The sequence below is a fragment of the Nitrincola lacisaponensis genome, from assembly GCF_000691225.1.
Lineage (GTDB): Bacteria > Pseudomonadota > Gammaproteobacteria > Pseudomonadales > Balneatricaceae > Nitrincola > Nitrincola lacisaponensis.
On record NZ_JMSZ01000042.1, the window covers coordinates 196501 to 222152 of the forward strand.

The 25652-nt window shown below is 53.1% G+C and carries 28 protein-coding genes; 19 read left to right on the forward strand and 9 right to left on the reverse strand.

All coding sequences use genetic code 11. The features are described 5' to 3' along the window. Positions 1-16 precede the first annotated feature (16 nt). The gene (gene lexA / locus ADINL_RS15110; protein WP_036549908.1) at positions 17-631 is read right to left on the reverse strand and encodes a transcriptional repressor LexA; all 615 of its coding nucleotides are present in this window, start codon (positions 629-631) and stop codon (positions 17-19) included. Between the two features lie 125 nt (positions 632-756). Between lexA and dinG the strand changes: the two genes are divergently transcribed. From dinG to ADINL_RS15150, 7 genes are read left to right on the forward strand one after another with little or no spacing between them, the layout of a single operon-like run. Beyond that, a complete protein-coding gene (dinG, locus tag ADINL_RS15115; protein WP_036549911.1) occupies positions 757-2871 on the forward strand; it encodes an ATP-dependent DNA helicase DinG in 2115 nt (704 codons plus the stop codon). 11 nt (positions 2872-2882) lie between these two features. Next, positions 2883-4394, forward strand: a complete 1512-nt coding sequence (gene rhlB / locus ADINL_RS15120; protein WP_084154553.1) for an ATP-dependent RNA helicase RhlB — start codon at positions 2883-2885, stop codon at positions 4392-4394. A 2-nt stretch (positions 4395-4396) separates the two neighbouring features. Next, positions 4397-4621 carry a hypothetical protein gene (locus tag ADINL_RS15125; protein ID WP_036549913.1) on the forward strand — a complete coding sequence of 75 codons (225 nt, stop codon included), beginning with the start codon at positions 4397-4399 and terminating at the stop codon, positions 4619-4621. 15 nt (positions 4622-4636) lie between these two features. Then, entirely contained in the window at positions 4637-5698 is a 1062-nt protein-coding gene (locus ADINL_RS15130; protein ID WP_239644405.1) for an NAD(P)H-dependent glycerol-3-phosphate dehydrogenase, read from the forward strand. Continuing rightward, positions 5695-6561, forward strand: a complete 867-nt coding sequence (locus tag ADINL_RS15135; RefSeq protein ID WP_036549917.1) for an alpha/beta fold hydrolase — start codon at positions 5695-5697, stop codon at positions 6559-6561. Before ADINL_RS15130 ends, ADINL_RS15135 begins: the two co-directional genes overlap by 4 nt. 16 nt (positions 6562-6577) lie before the next feature. Continuing rightward, positions 6578-7453 (forward strand): DUF4892 domain-containing protein, encoded by an 876-nt coding sequence (locus ADINL_RS16115; RefSeq protein ID WP_051632876.1) that lies wholly within the window; start codon positions 6578-6580, stop codon positions 7451-7453. A gap of 5 nt (positions 7454-7458) precedes the next feature. After that, complete coding sequence (locus ADINL_RS15150) at positions 7459-8316, forward strand: patatin-like phospholipase family protein (protein ID WP_036549921.1); 858 nt, start codon at positions 7459-7461, stop codon at positions 8314-8316. On the opposite strand, the gene ADINL_RS15155 is transcribed toward ADINL_RS15150, so the two are convergent. After that, positions 8313-8876, reverse strand: coding sequence for a Smr/MutS family protein (locus tag ADINL_RS15155; protein ID WP_036549923.1), 564 nt, complete (start codon positions 8874-8876; stop codon positions 8313-8315). The genes ADINL_RS15150 and ADINL_RS15155 overlap by 4 nt on opposite strands. 90 nt (positions 8877-8966) lie before the next feature. Between ADINL_RS15155 and aroC the strand changes: the two genes are divergently transcribed. From aroC to ADINL_RS15200, 9 genes are all read left to right on the forward strand, one after another. Next, complete coding sequence (aroC, locus tag ADINL_RS15160) at positions 8967-10058, forward strand: chorismate synthase (protein WP_036549926.1); 1092 nt, start codon at positions 8967-8969, stop codon at positions 10056-10058. Positions 10059-10062: 4 nt separating this feature from the next. Further along, positions 10063-10554, forward strand: coding sequence for an adenosylmethionine decarboxylase (gene speD, locus ADINL_RS15165; protein ID WP_084154554.1), 492 nt, complete (start codon positions 10063-10065; stop codon positions 10552-10554). After that, positions 10551-11399, forward strand: a complete 849-nt coding sequence (gene speE, locus ADINL_RS15170; RefSeq protein WP_036549928.1) for a polyamine aminopropyltransferase — start codon at positions 10551-10553, stop codon at positions 11397-11399. Before speD ends, speE begins: the two co-directional genes overlap by 4 nt. Before the next feature lie 223 nt (positions 11400-11622). Continuing rightward, a complete protein-coding gene (locus tag ADINL_RS15175; protein ID WP_036549931.1) occupies positions 11623-12216 on the forward strand; it encodes a YitT family protein in 594 nt (197 codons plus the stop codon). Positions 12217-12285: 69 nt separating this feature from the next. Continuing rightward, a complete protein-coding gene (locus tag ADINL_RS16505; RefSeq protein ID WP_051632877.1) occupies positions 12286-12795 on the forward strand; it encodes a hypothetical protein in 510 nt (169 codons plus the stop codon). 148 nt (positions 12796-12943) lie between these two features. Then, on the forward strand, positions 12944-13954 hold the full coding sequence (cysP, locus tag ADINL_RS15185; RefSeq protein WP_036549934.1) for a thiosulfate ABC transporter substrate-binding protein CysP: 1011 nt from the start codon (positions 12944-12946) through the stop codon (positions 13952-13954). Between the two features lie 23 nt (positions 13955-13977). Further along, complete coding sequence (gene cysT, locus ADINL_RS15190) at positions 13978-14835, forward strand: sulfate/thiosulfate ABC transporter permease CysT (protein ID WP_036549937.1); 858 nt, start codon at positions 13978-13980, stop codon at positions 14833-14835. 2 nt (positions 14836-14837) lie between these two features. Further along, positions 14838-15695 (forward strand): sulfate ABC transporter permease subunit CysW, encoded by an 858-nt coding sequence (cysW, locus tag ADINL_RS15195; RefSeq protein ID WP_036549940.1) that lies wholly within the window; start codon positions 14838-14840, stop codon positions 15693-15695. Next, positions 15692-16843, forward strand: coding sequence for a sulfate/molybdate ABC transporter ATP-binding protein (locus tag ADINL_RS15200; protein WP_036549942.1), 1152 nt, complete (start codon positions 15692-15694; stop codon positions 16841-16843). The genes cysW and ADINL_RS15200 overlap by 4 nt, the downstream gene beginning before the upstream one ends. 42 nt (positions 16844-16885) lie before the next feature. Here the strand turns inward: ADINL_RS15200 and ADINL_RS15205 are convergent, their stop codons facing one another. The 4 genes from ADINL_RS15205 to ADINL_RS15220 all read right to left on the reverse strand — a co-directional run bounded on the left by ADINL_RS15205 (position 16886) and on the right by ADINL_RS15220 (position 20326). After that, the gene (locus ADINL_RS15205; protein WP_036549944.1) at positions 16886-17329 is read right to left on the reverse strand and encodes a universal stress protein; all 444 of its coding nucleotides are present in this window, start codon (positions 17327-17329) and stop codon (positions 16886-16888) included. A 14-nt stretch (positions 17330-17343) separates the two neighbouring features. After that, the gene (locus ADINL_RS15210; protein ID WP_036549948.1) at positions 17344-18627 is read right to left on the reverse strand and encodes a TRAP transporter large permease; all 1284 of its coding nucleotides are present in this window, start codon (positions 18625-18627) and stop codon (positions 17344-17346) included. Positions 18628-18650: 23 nt separating this feature from the next. Beyond that, on the reverse strand, positions 18651-19226 hold the full coding sequence (locus ADINL_RS15215) for a TRAP transporter small permease (RefSeq protein WP_036549951.1): 576 nt from the start codon (positions 19224-19226) through the stop codon (positions 18651-18653). A gap of 74 nt (positions 19227-19300) precedes the next feature. Continuing rightward, a complete protein-coding gene (locus ADINL_RS15220) occupies positions 19301-20326 on the reverse strand; it encodes a TRAP transporter substrate-binding protein (RefSeq protein WP_036549954.1) in 1026 nt (341 codons plus the stop codon). A gap of 264 nt (positions 20327-20590) precedes the next feature. Between ADINL_RS15220 and ADINL_RS15225 the strand changes: the two genes are divergently transcribed. From ADINL_RS15225 to phaR, 3 genes are all read left to right on the forward strand, one after another. Beyond that, on the forward strand, positions 20591-21745 hold the full coding sequence (locus ADINL_RS15225; protein ID WP_036549957.1) for an MFS transporter: 1155 nt from the start codon (positions 20591-20593) through the stop codon (positions 21743-21745). 62 nt (positions 21746-21807) lie between these two features. Beyond that, positions 21808-22071, forward strand: a complete 264-nt coding sequence (locus tag ADINL_RS15230; RefSeq protein WP_036549960.1) for a DUF6489 family protein — start codon at positions 21808-21810, stop codon at positions 22069-22071. 7 nt (positions 22072-22078) lie between these two features. Continuing rightward, positions 22079-22630, forward strand: coding sequence for a polyhydroxyalkanoate synthesis repressor PhaR (phaR, locus tag ADINL_RS15235; protein WP_239644406.1), 552 nt, complete (start codon positions 22079-22081; stop codon positions 22628-22630). A gap of 31 nt (positions 22631-22661) precedes the next feature. Here the strand turns inward: phaR and phaC are convergent, their stop codons facing one another. The 3 genes from phaC to ADINL_RS15250 all read right to left on the reverse strand — a co-directional run bounded on the left by phaC (position 22662) and on the right by ADINL_RS15250 (position 25621). Further along, the gene (gene phaC / locus ADINL_RS15240) at positions 22662-23738 is read right to left on the reverse strand and encodes a class III poly(R)-hydroxyalkanoic acid synthase subunit PhaC (RefSeq protein ID WP_036549963.1); all 1077 of its coding nucleotides are present in this window, start codon (positions 23736-23738) and stop codon (positions 22662-22664) included. Further along, positions 23735-24649 carry a poly(R)-hydroxyalkanoic acid synthase subunit PhaE gene (locus ADINL_RS15245; protein ID WP_036549965.1) on the reverse strand — a complete coding sequence of 305 codons (915 nt, stop codon included), beginning with the start codon at positions 24647-24649 and terminating at the stop codon, positions 23735-23737. Before ADINL_RS15245 ends, phaC begins: the two co-directional genes overlap by 4 nt. An 81-nt stretch (positions 24650-24730) precedes the next feature. After that, positions 24731-25621 carry a LysR family transcriptional regulator gene (locus ADINL_RS15250; protein ID WP_036549967.1) on the reverse strand — a complete coding sequence of 297 codons (891 nt, stop codon included), beginning with the start codon at positions 25619-25621 and terminating at the stop codon, positions 24731-24733. Positions 25622-25652 lie beyond the last annotated feature (31 nt).

Consider the following 25652-nt stretch of genomic DNA (forward strand, 5'->3'; position numbering starts at 1 on the left):
CTTCCCGGGTAAGGCGTTAATTGCCCTGACGAATAACGCCAACACCCAGTCCTTCAATGATCAGCTCATCCTGTGTCAGGTCCAGCTCAATTGGAGCAAAGTCCTCATTTTCAGCAATCAGGCTGACATGATTTCCTTGGCGCTGAAAGCGCTTCACAGTCACTTCATCACCAATGCGTGCAACAACAACCTGGCCATTTCGGACGTCACGGGTTTGATGGACCGCCAGCAGGTCTCCATCCATGATGCCGATATTTTTCATACTCATGCCGCGCACTCGTAGCAGATAGTCAGCAGGGGGATGGAAAAAATCCGGTGCGATCTGGCAGCGCTCCTCAATATGTTCCAGCGCCAGAATGGGTGAGCCGGCGGCAACCGAACCGACCAGGGGCAGGCCGGACTCCTCTGGAGCCGGGATGCTTTCCTCGGGCAGGCGTATACCTCGGGATGTATGCTGGATAATCTCAATAGCCCCTTTACGTTGCAAGGCCTTAAGATGCTCCTCGGCGGCATTGGCCGACTTGAACCCCAGTTCTTTGGCAATCTCTGCACGTGTGGGCGGATAGCCTGTGGCATCGATATGGCGACGAATACAGTCGAGCACTTGTGTTTGACGGGCTGTAAGTTTCATTTTATAACCTGTTTTTGTGTACAGTAACTGCATTTTTGTACAGTATGTGGTTCCCGTCAAGTCGTTGTGTCTGAAAAGAGCGGATTTTGATACACTCTAGCGCATAAAATACAGAGGATACCCGGGTGCTGGACGCGTCACTGAAAAAAGAGATACAAACTGCCTATACGCGTTTTCTGGATAGCCGTGGTTTGAAAGCACGTCCGGCACAGAAGCAGATGATTGCTGCTGTGGCCAGAACCCTGGGCAGTATCCGTGCCGATGAAAAAGGTCATCGCCTGGGTGAATCTCATCTGGTAGCGGTCGAAGCCGGAACCGGAACAGGTAAAACCATCGCCTATCTGCTGGCCGCCTTGCCGATTGCACGGCAGCGCGGTTTGAAGTTGATAGTCTCGACGGCAACGGTAGCACTGCAGGAACAGTTGATTGACAAGGACTTGCCTGAGCTGGCCGAGCATGCAGGACTCAGTTTCCGCTTTACGCTGGCCAAAGGGCGAGGCCGATATCTGTGTTTGAACAAGGCTGAACAGCTGCTGGGTGATCAGTTAGCGCTGGGGCAGATGGCTCTCTACGAGGATGAAGAGCAGCGTCGGGTTGAGCCGTCGGTGCTGGAAAGTGTGCGGCGCCTGATGCAGCGTTACGCTGAAGGTGGCTGGGATGGCGATCGTGATCGCTTAAGCGAGGCTCCCTCTGAAGAAACCTGGAGTCACCTGACCAGTGATCATATGCAATGCAGCAACCGCCGCTGTATTAACTTCAGTGTTTGCCCGTTTTATCGGGCTCGTGAGCAGATGGGAGATGCGGATCTGGTGATTGCCAATCATGATCTGGTGTTGGCTGACCTGTCACTGGGGGGCGGTGCTATTTTGCCGGAACCTGCTTCAGCCCTGTATATCTTTGATGAGGGACATCATCTCGCCGACAAGGCTGGCAGTCACTTTTCCTACAGTCTGAAACTCATCACGGCGCTGCGACTGGTTGCCGGGATGGAGAAAAAGCTGCAACAGTTCAGTCAGCAGTGCAGTTCCAGTTTTCTGGATGAAGCGATTGCCCGTATGCACCAGCCGATTGAAGACCTGCTTCAGGCGCTGGAAAACTGGCGTGAACTTGCGGAAGCGCTGAACTTTGAGTCAGAGCGTGGGCGCACCCCCAGGGTGCGTTTTGCGGGTGGACGTCAACCGGATGCCTGGCTGACACCGGCCCGTGATGTACAGCAGGGTTGTCAGCGACTGCTGCAGCAACTGGAACAACTGGCTGCTCTGTTAAAAGAGGCCATGGAAGGGAATCTTGCTGATATTGAACGAGGCAAGGCGGAAGCCTTTTATCCTCAACTGGGCTTTTTGCTGAACCGTATTCAGCAAATGAGCTGGTTGGCTGGCAGCTTTGCACGTCTGGATGAATCGGGTATCAGCCCAACGGCGCGCTGGGTGGTTCTGCATGACACCCTGCAGGGGACAGAGTTTGAGTGTTGCAGCAGCCCGGTATCTGTAGCGGCAACGCTGCAGGAGCATTTATGGCAGGCCTGTTTTGGTGCGCTGATCACGTCGGCAACCCTGACGGCACTGGGTCGTTTTGATCGGTTGAAGCAAACGCTTGGACTGCCGGATGATACCCCTTGTGAGCGTCTGGCCAGTCCGTTTGATTATTATCAGGCGGCTGAGCTGCATGTGCCACGGATGCGCACCGATCCCGGGCGGGCGGATGAGCATACCGAGGAGGTGATTGCTTTTCTGAATCAGGAGCTGCCAGCGCAGCAGGCAACACTGGTGCTGTTCAGTTCCTGGAAGCAGATGTACCGTGTGCTTGAGGGGCTGAATCCAGAGTTAAAGGACCGTGTGATCGAACAGGGTAGCAGTGCCAAGTCGTTGATGTTACAACAGCATCGAACACGTATCGATGCAGGGCAGCCCAGTTGCCTGTTTGGTCTTGCGTCTTTTGCTGAAGGTGTGGATCTGCCCGGCGCCTATCTGACAGATGTCATCATTACCAAGTTACCCTTCAGTGTGCCAGATGATCCGGTGGATGCAACGCTGGCAGAGTGGATTGAACAGCAGGGTGGCAATCCGTTTGTGGACTGGGCAGTCCCTGCGGCCTCCATGCGCCTGACCCAGGCGGTTGGACGGTTGTTACGTACCGAGCAGGATCGTGGTCGGGTGGTGATTCTGGATCGTCGCCTGACAGGAAAATTTTATGGCCGCCAGATACTCGAGGCACTGCCACCTTTCCGGCAGGTGTTCTGACAGGGTAAGATATGGCAGCAATCGAAACGCAATTGGAAGGTAATCACTTGAATACAGAAGAACAGCTTCAGGCTCAACCGGATACAGATCAGTCCACGGCTAAGGATGCTGAGCGCAAACCACGTCGCAAGCGTCGTGATGGTCGCGGTAACAGTCGTCGCAAGAGCTGGACACCTCAGGAGTTTGTGGTGCCGGAAATGGCTGACCGTAAGCGCTTCCATGACTTTAACCTCCCGGATGACCTGATGCATGCCATTGCGGATCTCGGATTTGAGTATTGCACGCCGATTCAGGCTGCAACGCTGGAGCATGCACTGGAAGGCAAGGACCTGATTGCCAAGGCTCAGACCGGCACGGGTAAAACTGCTTCTTTCCTGATGGGGATTATTACGGACCTGCTGGATTATCCACTGCCGGAGCCGCGTAAACTGAATGAGCCCCGTGCCTTGTTGATCGCACCGACGCGTGAACTGGCCTTGCAGATTGCAGCGGATGCCGAGTCACTGGTGCGTTATACCGATCTGTCCGTCGTTTCGCTGGTGGGCGGCATGGATTATGACAAGCAGCGTAAAGCTCTGGCCAAAGGGCCTGTCGACCTGCTGGTTGCTACACCGGGGCGTCTGATTGACTTCGTCCGTTCCAAGGATGTGGATCTGTATCATGTTGAAGTGCTGGTACTGGATGAAGCTGACCGGATGCTGAGCATGGGCTTTATCCCGGATGTCCGTACCATTATTCGACATACACCTCGCAAGGGACCTGAGCGCCAGACGCTGCTGTACAGCGCGACCTTCTCTGAAGAAATCATGCAGCTGGCACGTCAATGGACCCAGGATCCGATCCAGATCGAAATAGAATCCGAGTCCCAGGTCACTGACAATATTACCCAGACAGTTTTCCTGGTTTCGGCTGCGGACAAGTATCGACTGCTGCGTAACTACCTGCGCATCCATAACGTTGAGCGCGCGATCGTGTTCTGTAACCGTCGGCATGAAACACGCGATCTGGCAGAAAAGCTGCGTCGTGATGGCATTCGCTCAGCATTGATGTCGGGAGAGATTCCACAGAACAAGCGGGTTAAAACCCTGGAAGACTTCCGTAGTGGCAAGATCCAGGTGCTGGTTGCTACCGATGTCGCCGGGCGTGGCATTCACATCGATGGTGTTACCCACGTGATTAATTATCAGCTACCGGAAGAGGCCGATGACTATGTGCATCGTATCGGACGAACCGGACGTGCAGGCGCCAGTGGTACATCGATTGCATTTGCCTGTGAAAATGACTCCTTCCTGATTCCGGAAGTGGAAGCGGGTACGGGCGTAAAACTGGAGTGTGTCCATCCTGACCCGGAACTGCTGGAGCCGCTGCCAGTCAAAGTTGCACCCGAGCAGGCTGAAATGGAACTGGCCGACGCTGCGAATGACGCCGCCACTTCAGTTGAACCTGAATCAGACGTGGAAGCCGACTCTCAGGTTGAGCCTGAGGTGAGCAGCCCGGAAACCGAGATCAAAAAGCCGGATTGAGCATGCAGCAAGACAAGCATCGTACACGTAAAATCAGAAATCTCCTGGGAATCCTGGTCAGCGCATTCTTTGCGGTGGTGGGTGTTGCGGGCTTTCAACGTACCCAGGACCCGATGTTGCTGCTGGCGTTCTTGCTGCTGGCGGTATTGTCATTTGGTCTGATCAGTCTGATCTTTCGCTGGGTTGACCGGCTGCTGGATGTGCTGGACAGACAGGAGCCAAAGTAAGCGATGGAGACTCAAGTGACGCATACATCTCATATTGCCGTACTCGGAGGAGGCAGTTTCGGCACTGTGATTGCCAACATGGTAGCGGAAAAAGGACTTCCGGTTCGTTTGTGGATGCGTGATGCCGAGCGTGTTGAACAGATCAACCGCGAAAGGTGTAACACACGCTATGTTCCCGACTACCCGTTGGCGGCTTCACTGGAAGCCACTGCTGACCTCAGCTATGCCCTGAAGGGCGCCGAGGTTGTCTTTCTGTCGATACCCAGTCACGCATTTCGCAGTGTATTGCGTCAGGCCGTGATTGATCTGACCCCTGAGCAGATGCTGATCAGTACCACCAAGGGAATCGAAACCGAAAGTTTCAGTCTGATGAGTGAGATTATCGCTGATGAGGTACCGGGCGCCCGTATCGGGGTGCTCAGTGGTCCTAATCTGGCCAAGGAAATAGCTCGCAGACAACTGACTGCGACTGTTATTGCCAGTCAGGATGAGGCGTTGCGCAGTCGCATCCAGCAGCTGTTGCACAGCCCCTATTTTCGGGTTTATGCCAGCACCGACACCTATGGTGTTGAACTGGGCGGGACGTTGAAAAATATCTATGCGATTGCTGCCGGCATGAGTGCAGCCCTGGGTATGGGTGAGAATACCCGCAGTATGCTGATGACCCGTGCGTTGGCCGAAATGAGTCGCTTTGCTGTGTCGATGGGGGCTAACCCGATGACCTTTCTGGGTCTGGCGGGAGTGGGTGATCTGATCGTGACCTGCATGTCGCCGTTGAGTCGTAACTATCGGGTCGGCTATGCCCTGGGCCAGGGAAAGACGCTGGATGAAGCTGTGTCTGTGCTGGGCGAGGTTGCTGAAGGGGTGAACACACTGCATCAGGTGCGTGACAAGGCGAGTGAGATGAATATCTACATGCCTCTGGTCATGGGGCTGTATGAAGTGGTCTTTACCGGTGCGCCGGTGACAGAGGTCGCCCGCAGTATGATGGTGAATGTACAGAGCAGTGACGTGGAGTTTGTCTTGCCGCGTGATGCCTGTGCTGTTTCTGGAGCAGGGCCATCGTCGAGCCAGTGATTCCGGTTGAGCGGCAGTTCAGTCTGCCGCATATACAGCTCAGCGGATTGAGTTGGGGGGAACCCACATCCGAACCTGTGTTGGCCTTGCATGGCTGGCTGGATAATGCTGCCAGCTTTTATCGTCTGGCTCCCTTGCTGCAACCCCGTTATGTGTTGGCTCCTGACCTGGCCGGTCATGGCCGTTCTGCTCATCGACCTTCCGGTACTCCGTATTATATCTGGGATCATCTGATTGACCTGCTGGCATTGCTGGATGCGTTGGAACTGTCGCGCGTGCATCTGGTCGGACATTCTATGGGAGCCGGTATTGCCGCGTTGCTGGCAGCCGTTGCACCGGAACGGGTTGGATCAGTCGTCCTACTGGATGGTCTGGCCCCGCTGACAACTCCGGCAGAACAGAGCCCTGCTCAGATGGCTCAGGCTTTACGCCAGCGCACGCGCTTGCCGGGTCGTTTGCAGCGCGTCTATGCGCACCGGGATGAAGCGGTAATGGCACGTGCCAATAGCCGGTTTCCGGTGCCGCTTGATGCAGCGCAGCAACTGGCTGCGCGTGCCCTGAGTGAGACTGAAACCGGTTGGCAATGGCATACAGATCCCTGCCTGGTGCTGCCTTCTGTGCTAAGGTTAACAGAGGCGCAAGTCAGTGAATTTCTGAAGGTTATCCGGGCACCTGTTTGCCTGTGCTTGGCTGAACGGGGAATTGCAACTGCACAGACCCATCAGTTGGCTCAGTGCGTAGAAGGAATACAGGTTGAGTGCCTGCCAGGTGGGCATCACTTCCATCTGGAGCAAGCCTCGGTGGCTGCAGTGGCAGCAAGTGTCAATCGACACCTGTCGGCGGATGGGTCCGTCGGTGTGTAGCATCTAAGGAGATACCATGTACGATCGCTCAATCAGGTTTTATGCCCTTGTCGCACTGTTGTTTGTCAGTCCCTTGCAGGCTGCCAATCAGCTGCCAGACTGGTTCGAACCCTATCCGTTGGCGACCCTGGAGAATCAGACCTCCCGTCAGGTGCCGGATTATCAGTTGCCCTTGAGTCAGATCACGCGTATTCAGGGGCTGTTGCGTACCCAGAGTGAGCGCCGCCTAAGTGGTCAGCTGGTACGTCGTACCTGGCAGTTATCGTCAGGAAATACCCCTGAACAGGGGTTTGAGCATGTACGCGACCAATTGCTGCGCCAAAATGCGGACATACTCTATGAGTGCTCATCGCGGCAGTGTGGTGCCAGCAACCTTTGGGCTAATCAGGTGTTTGGTTACGCCAATCTGCTTGGCGTCGACAGTGCCCAGTATTATCTGGCCGCTGAAATTCCGACCGGGCATGTGGCTGTCTATGCCGTGCGACGCGGCAATGGCCGTGTCTATCTGCATGTGGATTACATTCATTCAGAGTCCATGGCTGCTGCTGCGGTGGCAGGTGTATCGGAGATGACCTGGCAGCAGCGTTTTGCCGCACAGGGCTATGTCGACCTCCGGGATTGGCGGATAGGCCAGCCTGATGTTCTGGATCAGCTGCTACAACTGCTGAATGAGTCGTCGACCTTGCAATTGCGTCTGGTGGTGCATCAGCGGGTAACCAGTGGTGATACAGGTTTGACTGAAAGCAATGCCCAGGCACAGCAGTTGGAAGCAGAGTTGATCGACGCCGGTATTGCGGCAGAGCGCATCTCGGTTTATGGGGTAGGCTCTCTGGCACCCAGTGTATTGGGCGAAGCTGATACAGCATTGACATTGATCCGGCTGTTGGAGTAATCGCCATGCCGCGTGTTTCATTGGTGCTCGGTGCAGGTGGTGCGCGGGGATATGCGCATATCGGTGTGATCAATCAGCTGTGTGCCAGAGGCTATGAAATTGTCTCTATTTCCGGCAGCTCAATGGGCGCGTTGGTGGGTGGCGTATACGCGGCCGGTGGGCTGGATGCTTACGCGGAATGGGTAGGCAAGCTGCGCTGGATTGATGTTGTCCGTCTGCTGGATCTGCATTTTTCGCATGGCACCATCCGCGGAGACAAAGTGTTTGCCAAGCTTGAGTCCCTGATTGGCAATCCGTCGATTGAGTCTCTGCCACTGCACTATACAGCTGTGGCAACGGATTTGAGTCGACAAAAGGAGGTCTGGTTTCAGCAAGGCCCGCTGCTGGATGCCATCCGTGCCTCTTCAGCGGTACCGGGAGTGTTTACCCCTGTGCACAAGGCGGGCAGTGTCCTGGTGGATGGTGCAGTACTGAACCCTCTGCCGATGATTCCGACAGTGGCTGTCGAGGCTGATATGATTCTGGCAGTGGATCTGAATGCGGCAGATGATGAAGTCGCTTCTGAAGTACTGCCTGGTATCCGCCATTTGCTGGCTGACCGGTCTGTCAGGGCCAATCAGCGTGTGGGGGTGATGCTCAGCTCCATGGAGGTGCTCCAGAGTGCCTTAAGTCGCTACAAAATTGCCGGATATCAGCCAGACTTGCTGATCCGTATACCCAAATCCCTTGCCGGTTTTCATGAATTTCACCGTGCCACTGAGTTGATCGACCTGGGGAACAGAATTGCTGCCCGGCAACTGGATGTCTTTGAAGCGCGATCACAACCTGATACACCTCAGCATACAGATGATCGTCTGAGCTAGCGTGCGTTGTTTTTTAACAGCACATATACCGCGCCAGTACCACCATCACGCGCCTGTGCCGAGCTGAATGCAACGACAGCAGGCATCTGCCTTAACCAGTCATTGACGCAGGATTTCAACGTAGCACCCTGTCCAGCCTGGCTGAAGGACTTGCCATGCACAATCAGGACGCAACGGGCATTCTGTCTTTGTGCATCACGGATGAAACGGCTGACTTCATTACGCGCCTGTTCCACAGTAAAGCCATGCAGGTCCACGCCCTGTTCCCAGGGAATATGTCCCTGACGCAGGCGTTTCAGCCGGCCAAGCTGTACGCCGGGTGTTGCAAACAGCAGTTCATCTTCAGATTCCACCAGTTCTGCCGCTTCAGCGGAGAGACCGTCAATAAACTGCTCAGGTTCACGTGCCGCCATCATCCGTCGATAGGCCTGAGACGGGTCTTTACCCGCGGGCTTGCGGCCCAGATCTGCATGCTGTGACTGGATCGGGGTTACATCTTTCATCAACTGACGGAAGTCGATTTCGTCATCTTCGTCAGGTGTCGGGTTAAACTCGGTCATGGCGTTTAGCTGATTAATTCATTAAGATTGTGGGTTCCTTGCAAGCGAATGCTAAGCGATTAACTTGGTTTATGACAACAGGATCGACACATGTCCGGTAATACCATCGGCAAGCTTTTTACTCTGACCAGTTGTGGTGAAAGCCACGGCCCGGCTCTGGCCGCTATTATTGATGGCTGTCCACCGGGAATTCCGTTGACTGAAGCTGATTTGCAGCTGGATCTGGATCGACGCAAGCCGGGGACTTCGCGCCATACCACTCAACGTCGGGAGGCAGATGAAGTGCGCATCCTGTCCGGTGTGTTTGAAGGGCGAACCACGGGGACGCCGATTGGTCTGTTGATCGAAAATACCGACCAGCGTTCCAAGGATTATTCTGATATCAAAGATACGTATCGTCCTGCTCATGCTGATTATGTGTATGATCACAAGTATGGCTTCCGTGATTATCGTGGCGGTGGTCGCTCGTCAGCACGAGAGACTGCAATGCGGGTTGCAGGTGGTGCCATTGCCAAAAAAGTGCTGGCACAACTCGGTGTCAGTGTTCGTGGTTACCTGTCGCAGCTGGGTCCGATAGAAATTGCTGCAGACAGGTTTGACTGGGATGAGGTGTCACGTAATCCCTTTTTCTCACCGGATGCTGAGGCTGCCGCACACATGGCCGACTACATGGATGCCCTGCGCAAAGAAGGCAATTCAGTCGGTGCGCGTATCTCCGTGGTGGCCTCCGGTGTGCCGGTTGGACTGGGGGAGCCGATCTTTGATCGCCTGGATGCCGAACTGGCACATGCGTTGATGAGCATTAATGCCGTCAAAGGCGTTGAGATAGGTGATGGTTTTGCAGTGGTGTCACAGAAGGGAACAGAACACCGTGATGAGATGACGCCTGAGGGATTTCTCTCCAACCATGCGGGTGGTATTCTGGGCGGCATATCGACTGGCCAGGATATTATTGCGCATATCGCCTTGAAGCCGACATCCAGTATGCGCCTGCCGGGCCGCAGCATTAACAATCGGGGTGAAGCCGTTGATGTGATCACCAAGGGGCGTCACGATCCCTGTGTGGGCATCCGGGCAACACCTATCGCCGAAGCAATGATGGCGATGACCCTGCTGGACCATCTGCTGCGTCACCGTGGTCAGAATGCGGATGTACGAACTGATTTACTGAAACTGAAATAGGCTCATGACAATCAAAGACATCAACGACACGCAAAAGTATTTTCAGACGCTGTCCCAGCAGCGTAGCTGGCCTGTCGGTTCTGCGGTAACACCTGTAGACCGCAAGGATTTTTTTATCCGTCGTGATGATCATGAATTTGCCGGTACGCACCTGATTATCGATTTGTTTGGGGCGTCCTCGCTGGACAGTCTTGAGCATATGGAAGAGGCGTTGCGCGATGCGGTAGAGGCCGCCGGAGCGACTCTGTTGCACATTCATCTGCACCACTTTACCCCGAATGGCGGTATTTCCGGCGTAGCGGTGCTGGCTGAATCGCATATCAGTGTGCATACCTGGCCTGAGCGCCAGTTTGCTGCGTTTGATGTGTTCATGTGTGGTGCGGCGCGTCCGGCCAATACTCTGCCGGTACTGGAAGGCTACTTTCAGCCGGATCGTGTTGAGGTCCAGGAATTTATTCGTGGACGTATGCCGCTGGATACCACCTCTGCAAGATGAAATCCTTTACTGAAACCCTGAGTGATGGCTATGGGCAGACGCTGAGCATCGATGAGCTGCTGTATGAGCGTCAAACAGAGCACCAACACCTGATCATCTTTAAGAACCGCTTTTTTGGTCGGGTAATGGCTCTGGATGGTATTGTCCAGACGACCGAGCGAGATGAGTTTATTTACCACGAAATGATGGTGCATGTGCCGATGCTGGCATTCGGCAAGGCGCGCAGGGTGCTGATTATCGGTGGTGGGGATGGCGGTATCCTTCGTGAAGTGCTGAAACACCCGGATCTGGAGCAGGTGGTTCAGGTTGAGATAGATCAGGCTGTTATTGATCTGTGCCGAGAATACCTGCCGAATCATTCACAGGGTGCTTTTGATGATCCGAGGGTCGATATCGTCATTGCCGATGGTATGGCCTATGTGGAGCAGGCTGAAAGCGGTCCGTTTGATGTGATTATCTCTGACTGCACTGATCCGGTAGGGCCTGGTGAGGTACTGTTTTCCAGTGCCTTCTATGCGGGTTGTCGGCGCTTGTTGTGTCCGGGTGGTGTGTTTGTGGCCCAGAATGGCGTGGTGTTCATGCAGCCCGATGAGTTGGTGACGACGGCACAGCGTCTGTCTCCTTATTTTGCTGATACCCGTTTTTATACTCTCGCCGTGCCCACCTATGCCGGAGGCTTGATGGCGTTGGCCTGGGCAAGTGACAACACTGCGCTGGCATTGCCAGATCAACAGCAGCTGGCACAGCGTTACCGGCAGGCAGGTCTGAATTGCCGCTACTATACACCCGAAATCCATCATGCCGCATTCAGCCTGCCAGCCTACATACAGCAATTGCTGCCATGATGTTGGTGCACTGGCGGTGTTCTTGCCCAATTTCGGTGCGTTTTTCTCTGACGGCCCTGAAAGCAACTGACTGAAAATAAAGGCTTCGTCTTTTTAATATCTCTGGTATGATTCCTGCTTGATTCTTGCTACCCCCAAGAATCCGTACCCGCGGCTTCCACAAGAAGCCGGGTACTTGATTAACCCGTATTGACCACAAGTCAGTACCTGATGAGGTTGTGTTATGAAAACCACTCACTGTTGGCTCTCGCTTGTAGAGGGTTGCCTTCTCGTTGCCTTAGGCGTGCATCTGCTCAATGCCTCTCAGTTGTTAATCAGTGGAACGGCCGGAATCGGCATGATTCTCACGCAACTGACGTCGCTGTCATTCGGACAGCTGTTCTTCCTGCTGAACCTGCCTTTTTACTGGCTCGCCTGGCGTACGCTCGGGCCTGTATTTACGCTGCGTACCTTTTTCAGTATCTCTTTACTGGCAGGCCTGTCCGAACTGATGCGTCTGTTTATCTATATGGATATAGATCCGGTTTTCTCGGCACTGCTGGGCGGAATGCTGGTTGGCTTTGGCTTGATACTGCTGTTTCGCCATAATGCTTCACTGGGCGGGTTGAATATTCTGGCTGTATATCTGGAGCGGCGTTACGGTATTCATGCCAGCAAGACAACACTGACCGGTGATCTGCTGGTCTTGCTGTTGGCCGTTCTGGTGGTCGATCTGAGTCAGCTGGCTTACTCACTTCTGGCGTTTGTCACCCTCTGTTCTGTAGTGGGGCGTTATCATCGTCCGCCTGAATGGGCACGTGTCAGCCATCAGAGCTAAATCGATTCAGGTCAACTTCAGCTCCGCAGGGTAGACTGGCTTCATCGTATGACTTTTAAGGAGACTTCGATGAGACCTTATCTATTCCTGTTGTTGGCCGGACTCAGTTTGTCCTTGCAGGCTTCGCCTCCTGCGTTTACACCGGCGGCGTCTCAAGAGCGAGGCCGCGCCGCATCATCGCTACCATCTCAGACAGATACGCGGCAGCTGTTACCAGGACTGACGACAGAGGAAAGCCGTCGTTTGGTGCGCCGGGTTCTTGAAGAATATCTGGGCAGTCCCCGCTATGAGGTTGATCAGGTTTTTGCGCAGCGAGCCTTGCCACCAGGCTTGCAGCAGAAATTGGCGCGGGGAGGCAGTCTGCCACCAGGCTGGCAGCGCAAACTGGCTCGGGGTGAGACCATGCCGGTAGATCTGTATCGGCAGGGTGTGCGCTTGCCGGATGACTGGGGACGCCAGAGTGGTTACGGAAGGCGAGATGTCGAGTTGATTCTGTTGGGAGACAAGGTTGTTCGTGTGCTTCAGGGGCAGGGCACCATTCTGGATGTGATCGACATTACCCAGGCGGTCTTGCAGTGACCTTGATGCGATAAAGATAGAGTCAACAGCATGCTGCATATTCCCAAATATTATAAATAAAATTATTGTTATAACCTGTAACTTAATATAATCTCACTTCCCATAACGAAATGCCTTTTATGCGTTTTCAGAATATGTGGAGAAGAAGATGAAACTCGCCAAACAGGTTAAAACACTGGCTGCCGCCCTGGCACTTGGATTCAGTGCTGCTCAAGCCCAGGCTGCGGATCAGTCACTGTTGAACTCATCCTATGATATCGCACGTGAACTGTTCGCCAGTTACAACGAACATTTTGCGGATTACTGGAAAAACAAAACCGGACAGACGGTTGAAATACGCCAGTCTCACGGCGGCTCTTCCCGTCAGGCTCAAGCCATCATTCAGGGTTTGCGTGCCGATGTGGTGACCTACAATCAGGTCACTGATGTAGACGTGCTGCACGAGCGTGGCAACCTGTTGCCTGCAGACTGGCGTGAACAGTTGCCCAATGCCAGTTCGCCTTACTACTCCACCATGGCCTACCTGGTGCGTAAGGGTAACCCTAAAAATATTCAGAACTGGGATGACCTGGCACGTGAAGATGTCAGCAGTGTCTTTCCTAACCCGAAAACATCCGGTAACGGTCGATATACCTATCTGGCAGCCTATGGGTACGCACAGCAGGTGTTCGGAGACGATCAGGCCGCAATTGATGCTTTCGTCAGAACGTTTCTGAATCGTGTTGCGGTGTTTGATACCGGTGGCCGTGGTGCGACAACCACATTTGTAGAGCGCGGTATCGGTGATGTATTGCTGACCTTCGAATCTGAAGTAAACAATATTATTGCTGAATATCCAGACCATGGGTTTGAGGTGGTCGTACCCAAGGTCAGTTTCCTGGCTGAGTTCCCGGTTGCTGTCGTCGAGCGTCATGCTGAACGTAACGGTAATCTGGAGCTGGCACGCGCCTATCTTGAAGAGTTGTATTCAGAAGACGCACAGCGGTTGCTGGCAGGCTTTAACTACCGGGTGCACAATGAAACTGTTCAGGCCGAGTTTGCTGATCAGTTCCCGCCATTGGAGTTGCTGACCATCGAACAGATTGCAGGCAGCTGGGAAAGTGCCATGACTGAGCATTTTGCCAACGGTGGCAAGCTCGATCAATTGCAGCGTCGTTAAGCGGACAGGGAAGCCGATCACTCATGTCTCTGGCGATCACATCAGCCATTTCCCTGAACCCCGGTAAGCGTGTGCTGCCGGGGTTCGCCCTCAGTCTGGGGATCTCCCTGCTGTTTATCAGTCTGATCCTGTTGTTGCCAATCACTGGTTTGGTGGTGCAAACAGCCGGTATGTCCTGGCAGGAATATTGGGCCGTTATCAGTGATCCTCGTGTTGTTGCATCCTATCGGGTCACGCTTTGGGCGGCAGCCTTTGCATCCCTGTTTAATGGCCTGGTAGGTCTGCTGCTGGCCTGGGTGCTGGTACGCTACGAATTTCCGGGCAAGCGTATTGTAGATGCCTTGATGGATCTGCCGTTTGCATTACCGACGGCTGTAGCAGGGATTACCCTGTCAGCACTGTTTGCTGAAAATGGCTGGTATGGCTCGATTCTGGCTGAAGTCGGTGTCAAGGTGTCCTACACCCCGCTGGGTATTATTGTGGCCATGTCATTTACCAGTCTGCCGTTCGTCGTGCGTACAGTCCAACCGGTGCTGGAAGATCTGGCAGCGGAAGATGAGGAAGCAGGTATCAGCATGGGGGGATCGGATATGACAGTCTTTCGCAGGGTGGTATTTCCCAGTCTCTGGCCTGCGTTGATGACCGGTATCGCCTTGTCCTTTACTCGAAGTCTGGGTGAGTTCGGTGCGGTCATTTTCATTGCGGGCAATATGCCTTACGTCAGTGAGATTACCAGTTTGATGATTTTCATCCGTTTGCAGGAGTTTGATTATGCTGCCGCCAGTGCAATTGCATCGGTTGTGTTGCTGGCATCCTTGCTGCTGCTGTTTGCAATTAATCTCTGGCAGGCGCACTACCTGCGCCGCATACACGGGCGATAGACATGCGTACGGCTTCACATCTTCGTGTGGGTGATCAGCCCTGGGTTAAATGGTCGTTGATCAGTCTGGCTCTGACGCTGGTCGGGCTGCTGCTGGTGGTGCCTCTGGTGGCAATTTTTGCTCAGGCATTTTCTGGCGGTCTGCAGACCTATGTGGCGAACCTGACTGATTACTACACCCTGCGCGCCATCGGTTTGACTCTGTTTGTTGCAGCACTGACAGTGCCGATCAATCTGGTATTCGGTGTCTTTCTGGCGTGGCTGGTAACACGGTTTGAGTTCCCGGGACGCAAACTGTTAATTACCTTGATTGATATTCCATTTGCGGTATCGCCGGTGGTGGCGGGTCTGCTGTATCTGCTGCTTTATGGTTCCAATGGGTGGCTGGGTGGCTGGTTAATGGATCAGGATATTCAGTTGATGTTTTCCTGGCCGGGTATCCTGATGGTGACGGTATTTGTAACTTGTCCGTTCGTGGCCAGAGAGCTGATTCCTCTGATGCAGCAGCAGGGGCGTGAAGAAGAAGAGGCGGGCGTAACTCTGGGCGCTTCCGGCTGGCAGCTGTTCAGACGTGTAACCTTGCCGAATATTCAATGGGCGTTGATTTACGGCGTGGTGCTGACCAACGCACGAGCGGTGGGTGAGTTTGGTGCAGTATCGGTGGTATCAGGCAATATTCGTGGTGAAACCAATACCTTGCCGCTCCACGTTGAGTTGTTGTACCAGGATTATAATGTGGTGGGCGCCTTTACCAGTGCGTCGTTGTTAGCCGGTATTGCGTTGTTGACCTTGTTGGTGAAGTCCTTTATCGAGTGGCGCCAAATGCGTCAGCGTGCAGCGCTGAGTGAGGAGGAAGTATGAGTATCCAGGTTGAGAATATCAGTAAGCGCTTTGGCAAGTTTCAGGCACTGGAACCCTTGTCGCTGGAAATTCCAGATGGCCAGCTGATTGGCCTGCTGGGACCTTCGGGCTCCGGTAAAACCACCCTGTTGCGCATTATTGCTGGCCTGGAGACTGCAGACACAGGGCGTATTCTGTTTCACGGCGAAGATGTCACGCGTGTGCATGTGCGAGATCGTCGGGTGGGCTTTGTGTTTCAGCACTACGCGCTGTTTCGTCATATGACAGTTGCCCAGAACATTGCTTTTGGTCTTGAGGTCATGCCTAAAGCAAGTCGTCCAGGAGCTGCCGAGATTCGCAAGCGCGTCAGCGACTTGCTGGAAATGGTTCAGTTGGGGCATTTGGCAACACGCTATCCGGCACAGCTGTCGGGTGGCCAGAAACAGCGTGTAGCCCTGGCCAGAGCGCTGGCGATGCAGCCGCAGGTATTGTTGCTGGATGAGCCCTTTGGTGCTCTGGATGCCAAGGTTCGCAAGGATCTGCGCCGCTGGTTGCGCAGTTTGCATGATGAATTGCATTTTACCAGTGTGTTTGTCACCCATGATCAGGAAGAGGCGCTGGAGCTGTCCGATCAGGTTGTGGTCATGAGTGCTGGTCGTATTGAACAGGTCGATACCCCGCAGACACTCTATGCTCAGCCGGACAGCCGTTTTGTGCTGGGTTTTCTGGGACACATCAACGTGTTGCAGGGTGAGATACAGGCGGGACGTCTGAGTCAGGGCGATGCCTGGATCGGTCTGCCGGAAAGCACTCTGCCGGTTGGTGAGGCTCAGTGCTATTTGCGTCCGCACGAAGTGCGTTTACAGTTGACACCTGAAGCGCATGCGCATTTGCCGTTGCGTATCAGTGCGGTCAGTCTGATCGGGGCTGAGGTGCGCATTGAACTTGAAGCCGATGGCTGGCAGAGCCCCGAGCCCTGGGAAGTCGGCATCAGTCATGCTCAGTACAATGAGTGGCAGCCGATGCGTGGTGATCGCTGCTATGCGGTGCCGGATGTCGGGCATCTGTTTACATCCGAGGCAGGTGAGCCGGAACTGATCCAGTGGCATAAAAAAAAAACGCAGAAGAGCGTTGAGCGTTCGGTTTTGCAACAGGCTGTTGGTGCCTGAAGCCCATACTGTGTCTGATATTCCTGGTCCTGACCCGGAATATCAGACAACCAGTGTCGGGCATTTGGCCCGGCTGGCGACACGCTGGGAAACACTGCCCAGAAAGTAGCCCTCTACATCACCGTTGGTGCCGCGGGTACCAACAACAATCAGATCAACGTCCTTGTCCTTGGCAAATTTGACAATGGTTTTCGACGGGCGTCCGCCCTTGACGAATGCCCGTACTTTTGCCGACGCGCCCAGAAGTTTGGCATGCTCACGTGCATGGTTGGCGACATCTGTCGCATATTCTTTCAATGCCTGATCGGGAATCTGTACCGAGTCAGGCCTAACCATCGACAGGGATGCTTCAAACAGACTGTGATGCTTGAAGACACACAGCAGATAGATTTCTGCATCCGTGAGTTTCTGGATTTCAACAGCCTTTTCCAGTGCTTTGAGAGCCCCTTCAGAGCCATCAACAGCCACCAGTATTTTGTTAAACACAGTCACCTCCAGAGTTATCGGAACGCCAGGTCACGCAGGAACAGCGCAATCTGCGGGAAAAAAATGATCAGTACTGATGCCAGCACCAGCATGAACACAAAGGGTGGCGTACCCCGGATCACTTCCCAGTAGGGACGTTTAAAAATGGCAATGGCAGTGAAAATATCACAGCCAAACGGCGGCGTGGCTGAGCCAATTGCCACCATCAGGGTAATCAGGACACCGACCAGCACCGGGTCCAGGCCGGTCGATGCGATGGCTGGGGCAAATATTGGTGTCAGCACCAGAATGACTACTATCGGATCGACAAACATGCAGGCGATGAAAAATGCGATAGCAATGGCAAACAGTACGCCAATAGGCCCGGCCTGATCGATCCCCAACCCTCCGAGAATGGCTTGCGGGATTTGTGCAAAGGAGATGATCCAGGAAAAGCCATTGCCGACAGCCACAAGGATAAACACTACGGCTGTAATCAAGCCCGTTGATTTAGCGATTCTGTAGATGTCTGTTGCCTTGAGAGAACGGAATACAATGAACTCAAGAATGACTGCATACAGTACGCAGGCCGCGGCCGCTTCGGTTGGACTGAAAATACCACCATAAATACCACCGACGATGATCACCGGAAAACCCAATGGCCAGAGTGCATCCTTGATGGCAATGAGGCGCTCTTTCCAGCTGCTTTTGGGTTCGGTCGGCACTTTGTGAATGTAGGCATAGGCAATGCAGTAGGCGGAAAACATTGCCAGAATCAGTAACCCAGGTCCGACACCGGCGATAAAAAGCTCGCCGATAGATGTACCGGAGATCACGCCATAGATAATCATGCCAATACTGGGCGGAATCAAAAAGGCGATATCACTGGAGTTGATGATCAATGCAAGAGTGAATGAATCCTTATAGCCTGCTTTCAATAGTTTGGGACGTAGCGGAGAGCCGACAGCCACCACGGTTGCCTGGGTTGAACCGGAAACTGCCCCAAACAGGGTGCAGGATGCAGCGGTACTGACAGCCAGACCGCCCTTGATATGACCGATGAAAGCCATCACCATATTAATCAGCCGGTTGGCGGACTGGCCGCGCGTCATAATGTCTGCAGCCAGAATGAACATAGGGACTGCGATCAGTGCAGTAGGGCGGATACCCCCCATCATTTGCTGGATCATGATATTCATCTGGCCAAAGCCATCGAAGGTCATATAGAAGCCTACCAGTGCTGCCATGATCAACGGGATCATCATCGGGAAGCCCAGTAGCAGGAGTATGATCATGGTCGCCAGCATGTATGTAATCATCTGATTATCCTTTCTCCAGGCGTTCAGACTTCGGTTTCTGTCTCTTCATAACCATCGACGACATGAGTCGACAGATAGACATCACGTGAAAAAATGTTCTTGATTCCGGTCAGCAAGTATTGAATACCGGTCACGGCAAATCCAATCGGTACCCAGACATACATCAGGTAGAGTGGTATTCCCATGGTGGGGAGTACGCGTCCGGTGTTGTAGATGCTTTGCATGTAGGTGAATGCGTAATAACACAGGAAAAACATCGTGCCGGAGGTCACGAAGGCGATACAAATCATCAGCAGGCGTCGTGCCGAGGTTGGCAGGGCGTCATAGAGTGCTGACATACGGATATGCCGACCGTGTCGAGCGGCATAGCCAATACCGGCAAAGGTGATCATGACAATCAGAATGCGATTGACCTCTTCAGCAAAAAAGAGGCTTTCACCAAAAACGAAGCGACCGATCACATTGGCGACAGTGTTGACAGCCATCAGCAGTACGCCAACGGCCAGAATAACGGATTCGATTCGACTGATGCCTGAGTCGATAACACCCAGAAAGCCGGGCAGTCCGGATGTGTGCGTATCCTGAAGGTCATCCTTCATCTAGGAGTCTCCTGGCTGAAATCAGGGCCAGGCCTGAATCAGGCAGCGAGGGATTCCCCGCTGCCATGTTCAGACTAGCGGGACTGATAGGGTTCCAGGTCTGCCTTGAATTGCTCAAGCAGTGCTTCACCACGCTCACCGGTCATATCGATAAATCGTTGTTCCACACGCGGTGCGCGATCCATGAATACCTGACGTTCCTCTTCGGTTAAGCGTGTGACGGTGACATCCGGGCTGGCTTCGAGAATCTTGTCCAGCATTTCGTCACTGAGCCCGGGAACATACTCGGTAATGTAATCAAAGGCATATTCTGAGGCATCCCGAACCAGCTGCTGTTCATCGGCAGACAGACTGTTGAAGAAATCCTGGTTGGCCATCAGCGCCGTAGTGAACTGGCCATGTCCGGTAAAGATCAGGTTAGGAGAGACCTCGTACAGACCACCAGATTGTATCCAGAAAATCGGGTTTTCCTGTCCCTGAATGATATTGGTTTGCAGGCCGCCATAGACCTCACCCCAGGGCAAAGGTGTTGGCGTTGCGCCAAATGCCCGGTAAGTTTCCGAGAGTAACGGATTGGTCATGGTGCGGATATTTTTACCCCGGAAGTCTTCGGGTGAACGGACCGGTGTATCTGCGGTGACAACCATTTCACCTTCGGGATACATTTTTAGCAGTTCCAGCCCCTGCTCAGCATAGAGTTCAGGGAACATTTCGTTGATGGCTTTACTGGTGCGGAAGAAATCGATGATATCATCGTCATCCACTGGCAGCAGGTAGGGAATAAAGAAAATCTGTGCTTCAGGAATCAAAGAGCCGGTAAAGCCCGGGGACTGATTGACGAACTGCAGTATGCCCATTTGAGTCTGTTCCATGATGTCATCGGATTCACCCAGTTCACCAAAGCGGAAAATCTGTACGGTATTGTCCGAGTGCTCTTCGACATACTCCTTGAACTTGTGTGCAAATACATCCTGTACATCGCCTTCAAACTCTTCATGTGCATAGCGCCAGTTGGCGGCTGCGGCAGTGCTGCTGAAAGCCACCATGCCGGTGATCAGGGCGCCGGCAACGGCGGTTGTCAGTCGTTTTTTCAGGGTCATCTTGTGCTCCTCGCTGGGTTTGTTTGGAGCGAATTCCTATCGCTCTCAGAGATGCTGTACTTTCCTCGTTGACGGTTGATACTTATTTAGCGTGGCAAAATGAAGCGGTGACTGCAAGTTAATTGCAGATAAAATTTATAGAGCAATGGGAATATTTTTATAATATATTTTTATATGTTATTGTTTTAAATAATAAATATTACATGTCATTTTTTTCTGTCCTGATATGCTCAGTTGGCTGTCATGGAGGGTGGTAACCCGTCGATGCCGTATTTCAGACTTTCCGGATTTTATCTGTTCTATTTCGCGCTGCTGGGGACTCTGGTGCCTTACTGGAGCCTGTATTTGCAGTCCTTCGGGATGAGTGCTCAGATGATTGGCGTGCTGATGGCACTGTTGCATCTGTCGCGTGTCATTGCTCCCAATATCTGGGGCTGGATAGCAGATCGTACCGGGCAGCGTATGCGCATTGTGCGTTATGGTGCCTGCCTGACCTGGATAATCTTCATTGCTATTTTCTGGCAGACCAGCGCTCTGGGTATCGGTGTGGTGATGCTGCTGTTCAGCTTTTTCTGGAACGCTGTGCTGCCTCAGTTCGAGGTATTGACCTTGCAACATCTGGGAGTATCACGGGATCGTTACAGCCGTATTCGTGTATGGGGTTCGGTAGGTTTTGTACTGGCAGTGATGGGAACAGGGGTGCTGCTGGATCATGTGGATATACGCTGGCTGCCCGGGATAGCGCTGCTGCTGATGTTGCTGATCTGGCTGAATACACTGGTGGTTTCTGCACCTCAGGGAACGACAGCCGATACGGCAGAGCCTGCAAAAAGTTTGCGCAGTATCCTCGGTGTGCCTCAGGTACAGGTTTTTCTGTTAGTGTTCTTTCTGGTGCAGTTCAGTCACGGTCCATACTACACCTTCTACAGTGTCATGCTACAGGATTTGGGTTACAGCCGTGGGCAGATTGGACAGCTCTGGGCTGTCGGTGTGGTCGCTGAAGTTTTGCTGTTTGTGGTGATGCCGTTACTGTTCCGGCGCTTTTCCCTGCGTTTTCTGATGCTGGTCAGCTTGTCGCTGTGTATTCTGCGTTGGCTGTTGATCGCGTTTTTGGCGCAGCGCGTCGAGGTGCTTTTGCTGGCTCAGTTACTGCATGCCGCCAGCTTTGGCAGTTTGCATGCGATAGGTATTGCACTGGTCTATCATTACTTTAGCCACAATACGCAAGGGCGGGGACAGGCGCTGTTTGCAAGTGCCGGGTTTGGTGCGGGTGGTGCAGCCGGCGCGCTGCTCTCCGGCTGGTTTTGGGATAGCTGGGGTGGGCAGGGGACGTTTTTGGCAGCGGCTTGTATCTGTGTGGTCGGGTTGGTTCTGGCAAGTCGCTGGATCTACCCTGAACGCTTCAGACAACTGGATTAATATCAGGAAGTTGTTATATCCTAGGGTGATAATCGGGTGTCTGACATCCAAAGGGGGATGCGATGAAATTCAGGATCGATATTGAGATGACTCCGGAGGAACTCAGGGAAAGCCTGGGTTTGCCGGATGTGTCATCCCTGCACACTGAGATGATCGACACCATTCGAGAGCGTATGCATCAGGGTGTGGAAGGCTATGATCCAGTGACTCTGTTCAAACCGTTTATGACGTCCGGGCTGGGTACAGTGGAAGGCTTCCAGAAACTGATGTTTGGCTTGATGAATCAATACACCCGCGCCGGCCATAAGGACGGACCTGAGGAATGAAAAACTGATGACCATCAAACACAAGGGTAGTAGCGTGCGTATTCTGAGAAAGTATACTAACCGGCGCTTGTATGACACGTCCCGCAGTTGTTATGTAACCTTGGAGGATGTCAAGGAACTGGTTCTGAACTCAGAGCCTTTTCAGGTATTGGATTCAAAATCGGGTCAGGATCTGACGCGTAATATCCTGATGCAGATCATCAGTGAGCAGGAGGCTGAAGGCCATGGCACGCTGCTGACCAATCAGGTATTACAGCAGCTGATTCGTTTTTATGGCGACAGTATGCAGGGGATGATGAGCCAGTATCTGGAGCAGAGCATTGCTGCGTTTCTGGAACACCAGGATTTGATTCGTGACCAGATGCAGAGCATGATCGGTGCAGCGAACCCCTTGACCATGATGAATCGTATTGCAGATCAGAATCTGGCGATGTGGAAAATGTTTAGTCCGACAGCCAGTGAGGCAGCCAAATCGGCAGCATCTGCAACAGACTCGGTCTCGGTTGCGGATGAAACAGATGGCAGCAGCCAGCGTGCAGGTAAGCCAAAGCCCTCTTGATCATGCCTTCCTGATTGCAGACCTCCTGGTATCAGGTGTTATCAGCAGGGTTAAAATTCAGCCAGTTGCTGATGGCATCCGATAACTGGTGGCCATTGCGACTGCTGACAAACAACCCGATATGGCCAGCTCGGATACTTTTCTCGCGGTAGAGGCAGCTGGCTGTTTTGCCTTTCAGTGCTTTCGATGAGGAGGGCGGGACCAGATGGTCTTGCGAGGCGTAGATGTTTAACAGGGGTTGCGTAATACGATCCAGTCGTACAGCCTGACCGCCTATCTCTAGCTGATCCCGGACCAGCTGATTCTGTTGAAAAAACTTCTGGATAAACTCGCTGAAGGCTGTACCTGCCTGGTCAGGGCTGTCATAAATCCACTTTTCCATGCTCAGAAAGGCCCGTGCACTGGCTTCGTCGCTGAGTGTCAGCGGGAGATCCATATTTTTTTGTAGCCCAAGGCGCATTGGCATTAACGCATTATAGGTGTCATTCAACAGTGCGCCGGGAATATTGCCGTAGGTTGCTACCGCCAGATCTGCATCAATATGTCGGGCCAGTTTGCTAAGGGTAAAATCAGCAGTATCAAAGTCAACGGGCGTAACCAGCGTGATCAGCCGTTCAATTTTCTCTGGGTGCAAAGCGGTATAACAGAGGCTGAAGGTGCCGCCCTGACAGATACCCATCAACGAAACACGCTCCAGTCCTGCGTGCCTGCAGGCATGGTCAACACAGCGATCCAGATAGTGGTTGATATAGTCATCCAGATCCAGATAGCGGTCTGATGCATCAGGGTATCCCCAGTCGATCAGGTACACGCCGATCCCTTGCTGGCGCAGTTTCTGCACCAGAGAGCGCTCGGGTGTCAAATCAATCATGTAGGGACGGTTGACCAGTGCATAGCAGATCAGTACCGGGGGAATGTCTGGGCTGACCTGCTCCGGAGCATAATACTGTAAACGGACCTTATCGATCTGTAGTAACGTTTCAGCGGGCGTCTGGCCCGTCTCGACAGGCGAAAGTTGTTTCAGTACCCGGTAGCTTTCCAGGAGCTGTTGATTAAACTGTAGCAGCTCCAGTTTGAGCTGTTCCGGATCAAGGCGGATACGGCTCAAGGCGTATCCTCCTGAATGTTGTTCAGACTGGCGCGTAACGCATTCAGATCCTGCTGCAGTGTCAGGGTCTGCTGTTGTTGCTGTTGTAATTGCCTGACCTGCTTGCTTAGCTGATGAATTTTTTCGAACGCCAGATTCAACGAGGTTTCGGTAGCAATACCCAGGTGTTTGAGCTGCTGGTTACGCTGTGTTTGTATCCAGAGTCTGAGCTGCATCATGCTGTTGCTGATGCGACCATGTGCCAGTTGATACTCTTCTGTTGCCAGGCGTTCAGCATAACTGTGCTCGTAAGCATCCACCCAAAGCTGATGTAATTGGCGAAGGCTGCTGATCTGTTGATCTGTTGATTCGATCTGTTGAGACAGTTGATTCAAGGCTTGTGTATTAATACGTGCATACTGGTCAGCATAGTGCTGTAACGCCTGCTGGTGGGTGTTCAGTAGTTGTAGCATATCCTGTAAGGCTTTCTGTTGTGCATGATGCAGCTCCGTAGAGGGTGTTTCCAACAAGTGGTTCAGCCCCTTTAGCCAGGGGGGCTCCAGCCAGGTTTCATCCTGGAAAGCACGTGTACGCAAAAGAGCACCCATTTGCTCAGGCAGCTGCCAGCGTTTCAGTATCCAGTCATCTGTCAGACGATTAATATGCTGATGAAAGTCGTTAAAAAAACTCGCCAGCTCGGGTTGTTCCTGCTGTTGATACTGACTGATCAGCTGGCTGGCAAAGCGCGTGAATTCGATAGATTCCTGAGTCATCACCGCCAGTAGCTCAGCATGCTGCTGTGGCAGGTGCTTCCAGCCGGTCTGTTGAAGCTGCTGCATCAACTCGGTCCAGTCCGGCATCTCTGCAGGATCCGTGTGCGCCGGAAAAAGCTCAAGCCAGCGCCGGATTGTTGCTTGCAGGTCATCTGTCACATTGGGCTCCATCTGCCGGACGGTGTTCTCTGATGAGATAGTAATACAGAGCAGCTGCTTTTTAAAACAGCTGATCGGGAATCAATCCTGTTGCTGCGTTCCATCACGATGCTGTTGTAACAATCTGACCATCTGTTGAGCTGCATTCGACAAGGTGCGGTCGCGGTGGTAAATGTATCCCAGGGGGCGATGAATTGGAGCCGCGTCCAGTTGCAGACGGGTTAATTGATCATCAATCAATGTCTCCGGTAACAGACTCCAGCCGAGACCGATTGAAACCATCATGCGTATTGTATCCAGATAATTAGTACTCATGCCCAGATTAGGCTCCAGTTGCCAGGCTGACATCTGTTGTCGTACCAGTTGATGTGTAAAGGTTTCTGGGCGTGGTAACAGGGCAGGATAGGCATTTAATGCCGCCAGTGTCACGTGTTCAGACTGCGCCAGTGGGTGTTGACAGGACACGACATAGAACAATCGGTCATCCCAGATCTGTTCACTGCAGATACGAGGATCAGCTTCAGGTGCCAGCGTGATCAACGCCAGTTCAATATCACCTTTCAGTACACGCTCGTAGGCCATTTCCGACTCATCAAAACGCAGGTCCAGTTCGACTTCCGGAAATGACTGAGCGTAGTGTTTCAATAAAGGCGGTAACCGGTGCAGGCTGATATGGTGGCTGGCGGCAAATGAGAGACGGCCGGATACCTGTTGGTTAAGATTGTTCACCAGTGTTTCAGCATCCTTGAGTGCCAACTGGATGTCGCGCGCCTTGGGCAATAAGCGTTGTCCTGCCTCTGTCATTTTTACATGACGCCCTATGCGGTCGAACAGGCGACAGTTGAGCTGTTGCTCCAGGAGTGCAATGCGTTTGCTGATGGCTGATTGTGTCAAAAACAGGCGATTGGCTGCTTCTGAAAATGAGGCCGTTTCGGCGACCATTACAAAGGCTTGCAGGCTGTGAGTATCCATCAATTCATCCGGGTAATCTGTATGCTGTATG

Coding starts and splice junctions, on each gene's coding strand:
- ADINL_RS16115 (WP_051632876.1), top strand. CDS start 6,578: ATGTACGATCGCTCAATCAGGTTTTATGCCCTTGTCGCACTGTTGTTT.
- ADINL_RS15250 (WP_036549967.1), bottom strand. CDS start 25,621: ATGGATACTCACAGCCTGCAAGCCTTTGTAATGGTCGCCGAAACGGCC.
- phaR (WP_239644406.1), top strand. CDS start 22,079: ATGACCATCAAACACAAGGGTAGTAGCGTGCGTATTCTGAGAAAGTAT.
- cysP (WP_036549934.1), top strand. CDS start 12,944: ATGAAACTCGCCAAACAGGTTAAAACACTGGCTGCCGCCCTGGCACTT.
- cysT (WP_036549937.1), top strand. CDS start 13,978: ATGTCTCTGGCGATCACATCAGCCATTTCCCTGAACCCCGGTAAGCGT.
- speE (WP_036549928.1), top strand. CDS start 10,551: ATGAAATCCTTTACTGAAACCCTGAGTGATGGCTATGGGCAGACGCTG.
- ADINL_RS15150 (WP_036549921.1), top strand. CDS start 7,459: ATGCCGCGTGTTTCATTGGTGCTCGGTGCAGGTGGTGCGCGGGGATAT.
- ADINL_RS15230 (WP_036549960.1), top strand. CDS start 21,808: ATGAAATTCAGGATCGATATTGAGATGACTCCGGAGGAACTCAGGGAA.
- ADINL_RS15215 (WP_036549951.1), bottom strand. CDS start 19,226: ATGAAGGATGACCTTCAGGATACGCACACATCCGGACTGCCCGGCTTT.
- speD (WP_084154554.1), top strand. CDS start 10,063: ATGACAATCAAAGACATCAACGACACGCAAAAGTATTTTCAGACGCTG.
- ADINL_RS16505 (WP_051632877.1), top strand. CDS start 12,286: ATGAGACCTTATCTATTCCTGTTGTTGGCCGGACTCAGTTTGTCCTTG.
- ADINL_RS15175 (WP_036549931.1), top strand. CDS start 11,623: ATGAAAACCACTCACTGTTGGCTCTCGCTTGTAGAGGGTTGCCTTCTC.
- cysW (WP_036549940.1), top strand. CDS start 14,838: ATGCGTACGGCTTCACATCTTCGTGTGGGTGATCAGCCCTGGGTTAAA.
- ADINL_RS15220 (WP_036549954.1), bottom strand. CDS start 20,326: ATGACCCTGAAAAAACGACTGACAACCGCCGTTGCCGGCGCCCTGATC.
- ADINL_RS15200 (WP_036549942.1), top strand. CDS start 15,692: ATGAGTATCCAGGTTGAGAATATCAGTAAGCGCTTTGGCAAGTTTCAG.
- lexA (WP_036549908.1), bottom strand. CDS start 631: ATGAAACTTACAGCCCGTCAAACACAAGTGCTCGACTGTATTCGTCGC.
- ADINL_RS15225 (WP_036549957.1), top strand. CDS start 20,591: ATGCCGTATTTCAGACTTTCCGGATTTTATCTGTTCTATTTCGCGCTG.
- rhlB (WP_084154553.1), top strand. CDS start 2,883: ATGGCAGCAATCGAAACGCAATTGGAAGGTAATCACTTGAATACAGAA.
- ADINL_RS15125 (WP_036549913.1), top strand. CDS start 4,397: ATGCAGCAAGACAAGCATCGTACACGTAAAATCAGAAATCTCCTGGGA.
- ADINL_RS15155 (WP_036549923.1), bottom strand. CDS start 8,876: ATGACCGAGTTTAACCCGACACCTGACGAAGATGACGAAATCGACTTC.
- aroC (WP_036549926.1), top strand. CDS start 8,967: ATGTCCGGTAATACCATCGGCAAGCTTTTTACTCTGACCAGTTGTGGT.
- ADINL_RS15210 (WP_036549948.1), bottom strand. CDS start 18,627: ATGATTACATACATGCTGGCGACCATGATCATACTCCTGCTACTGGGC.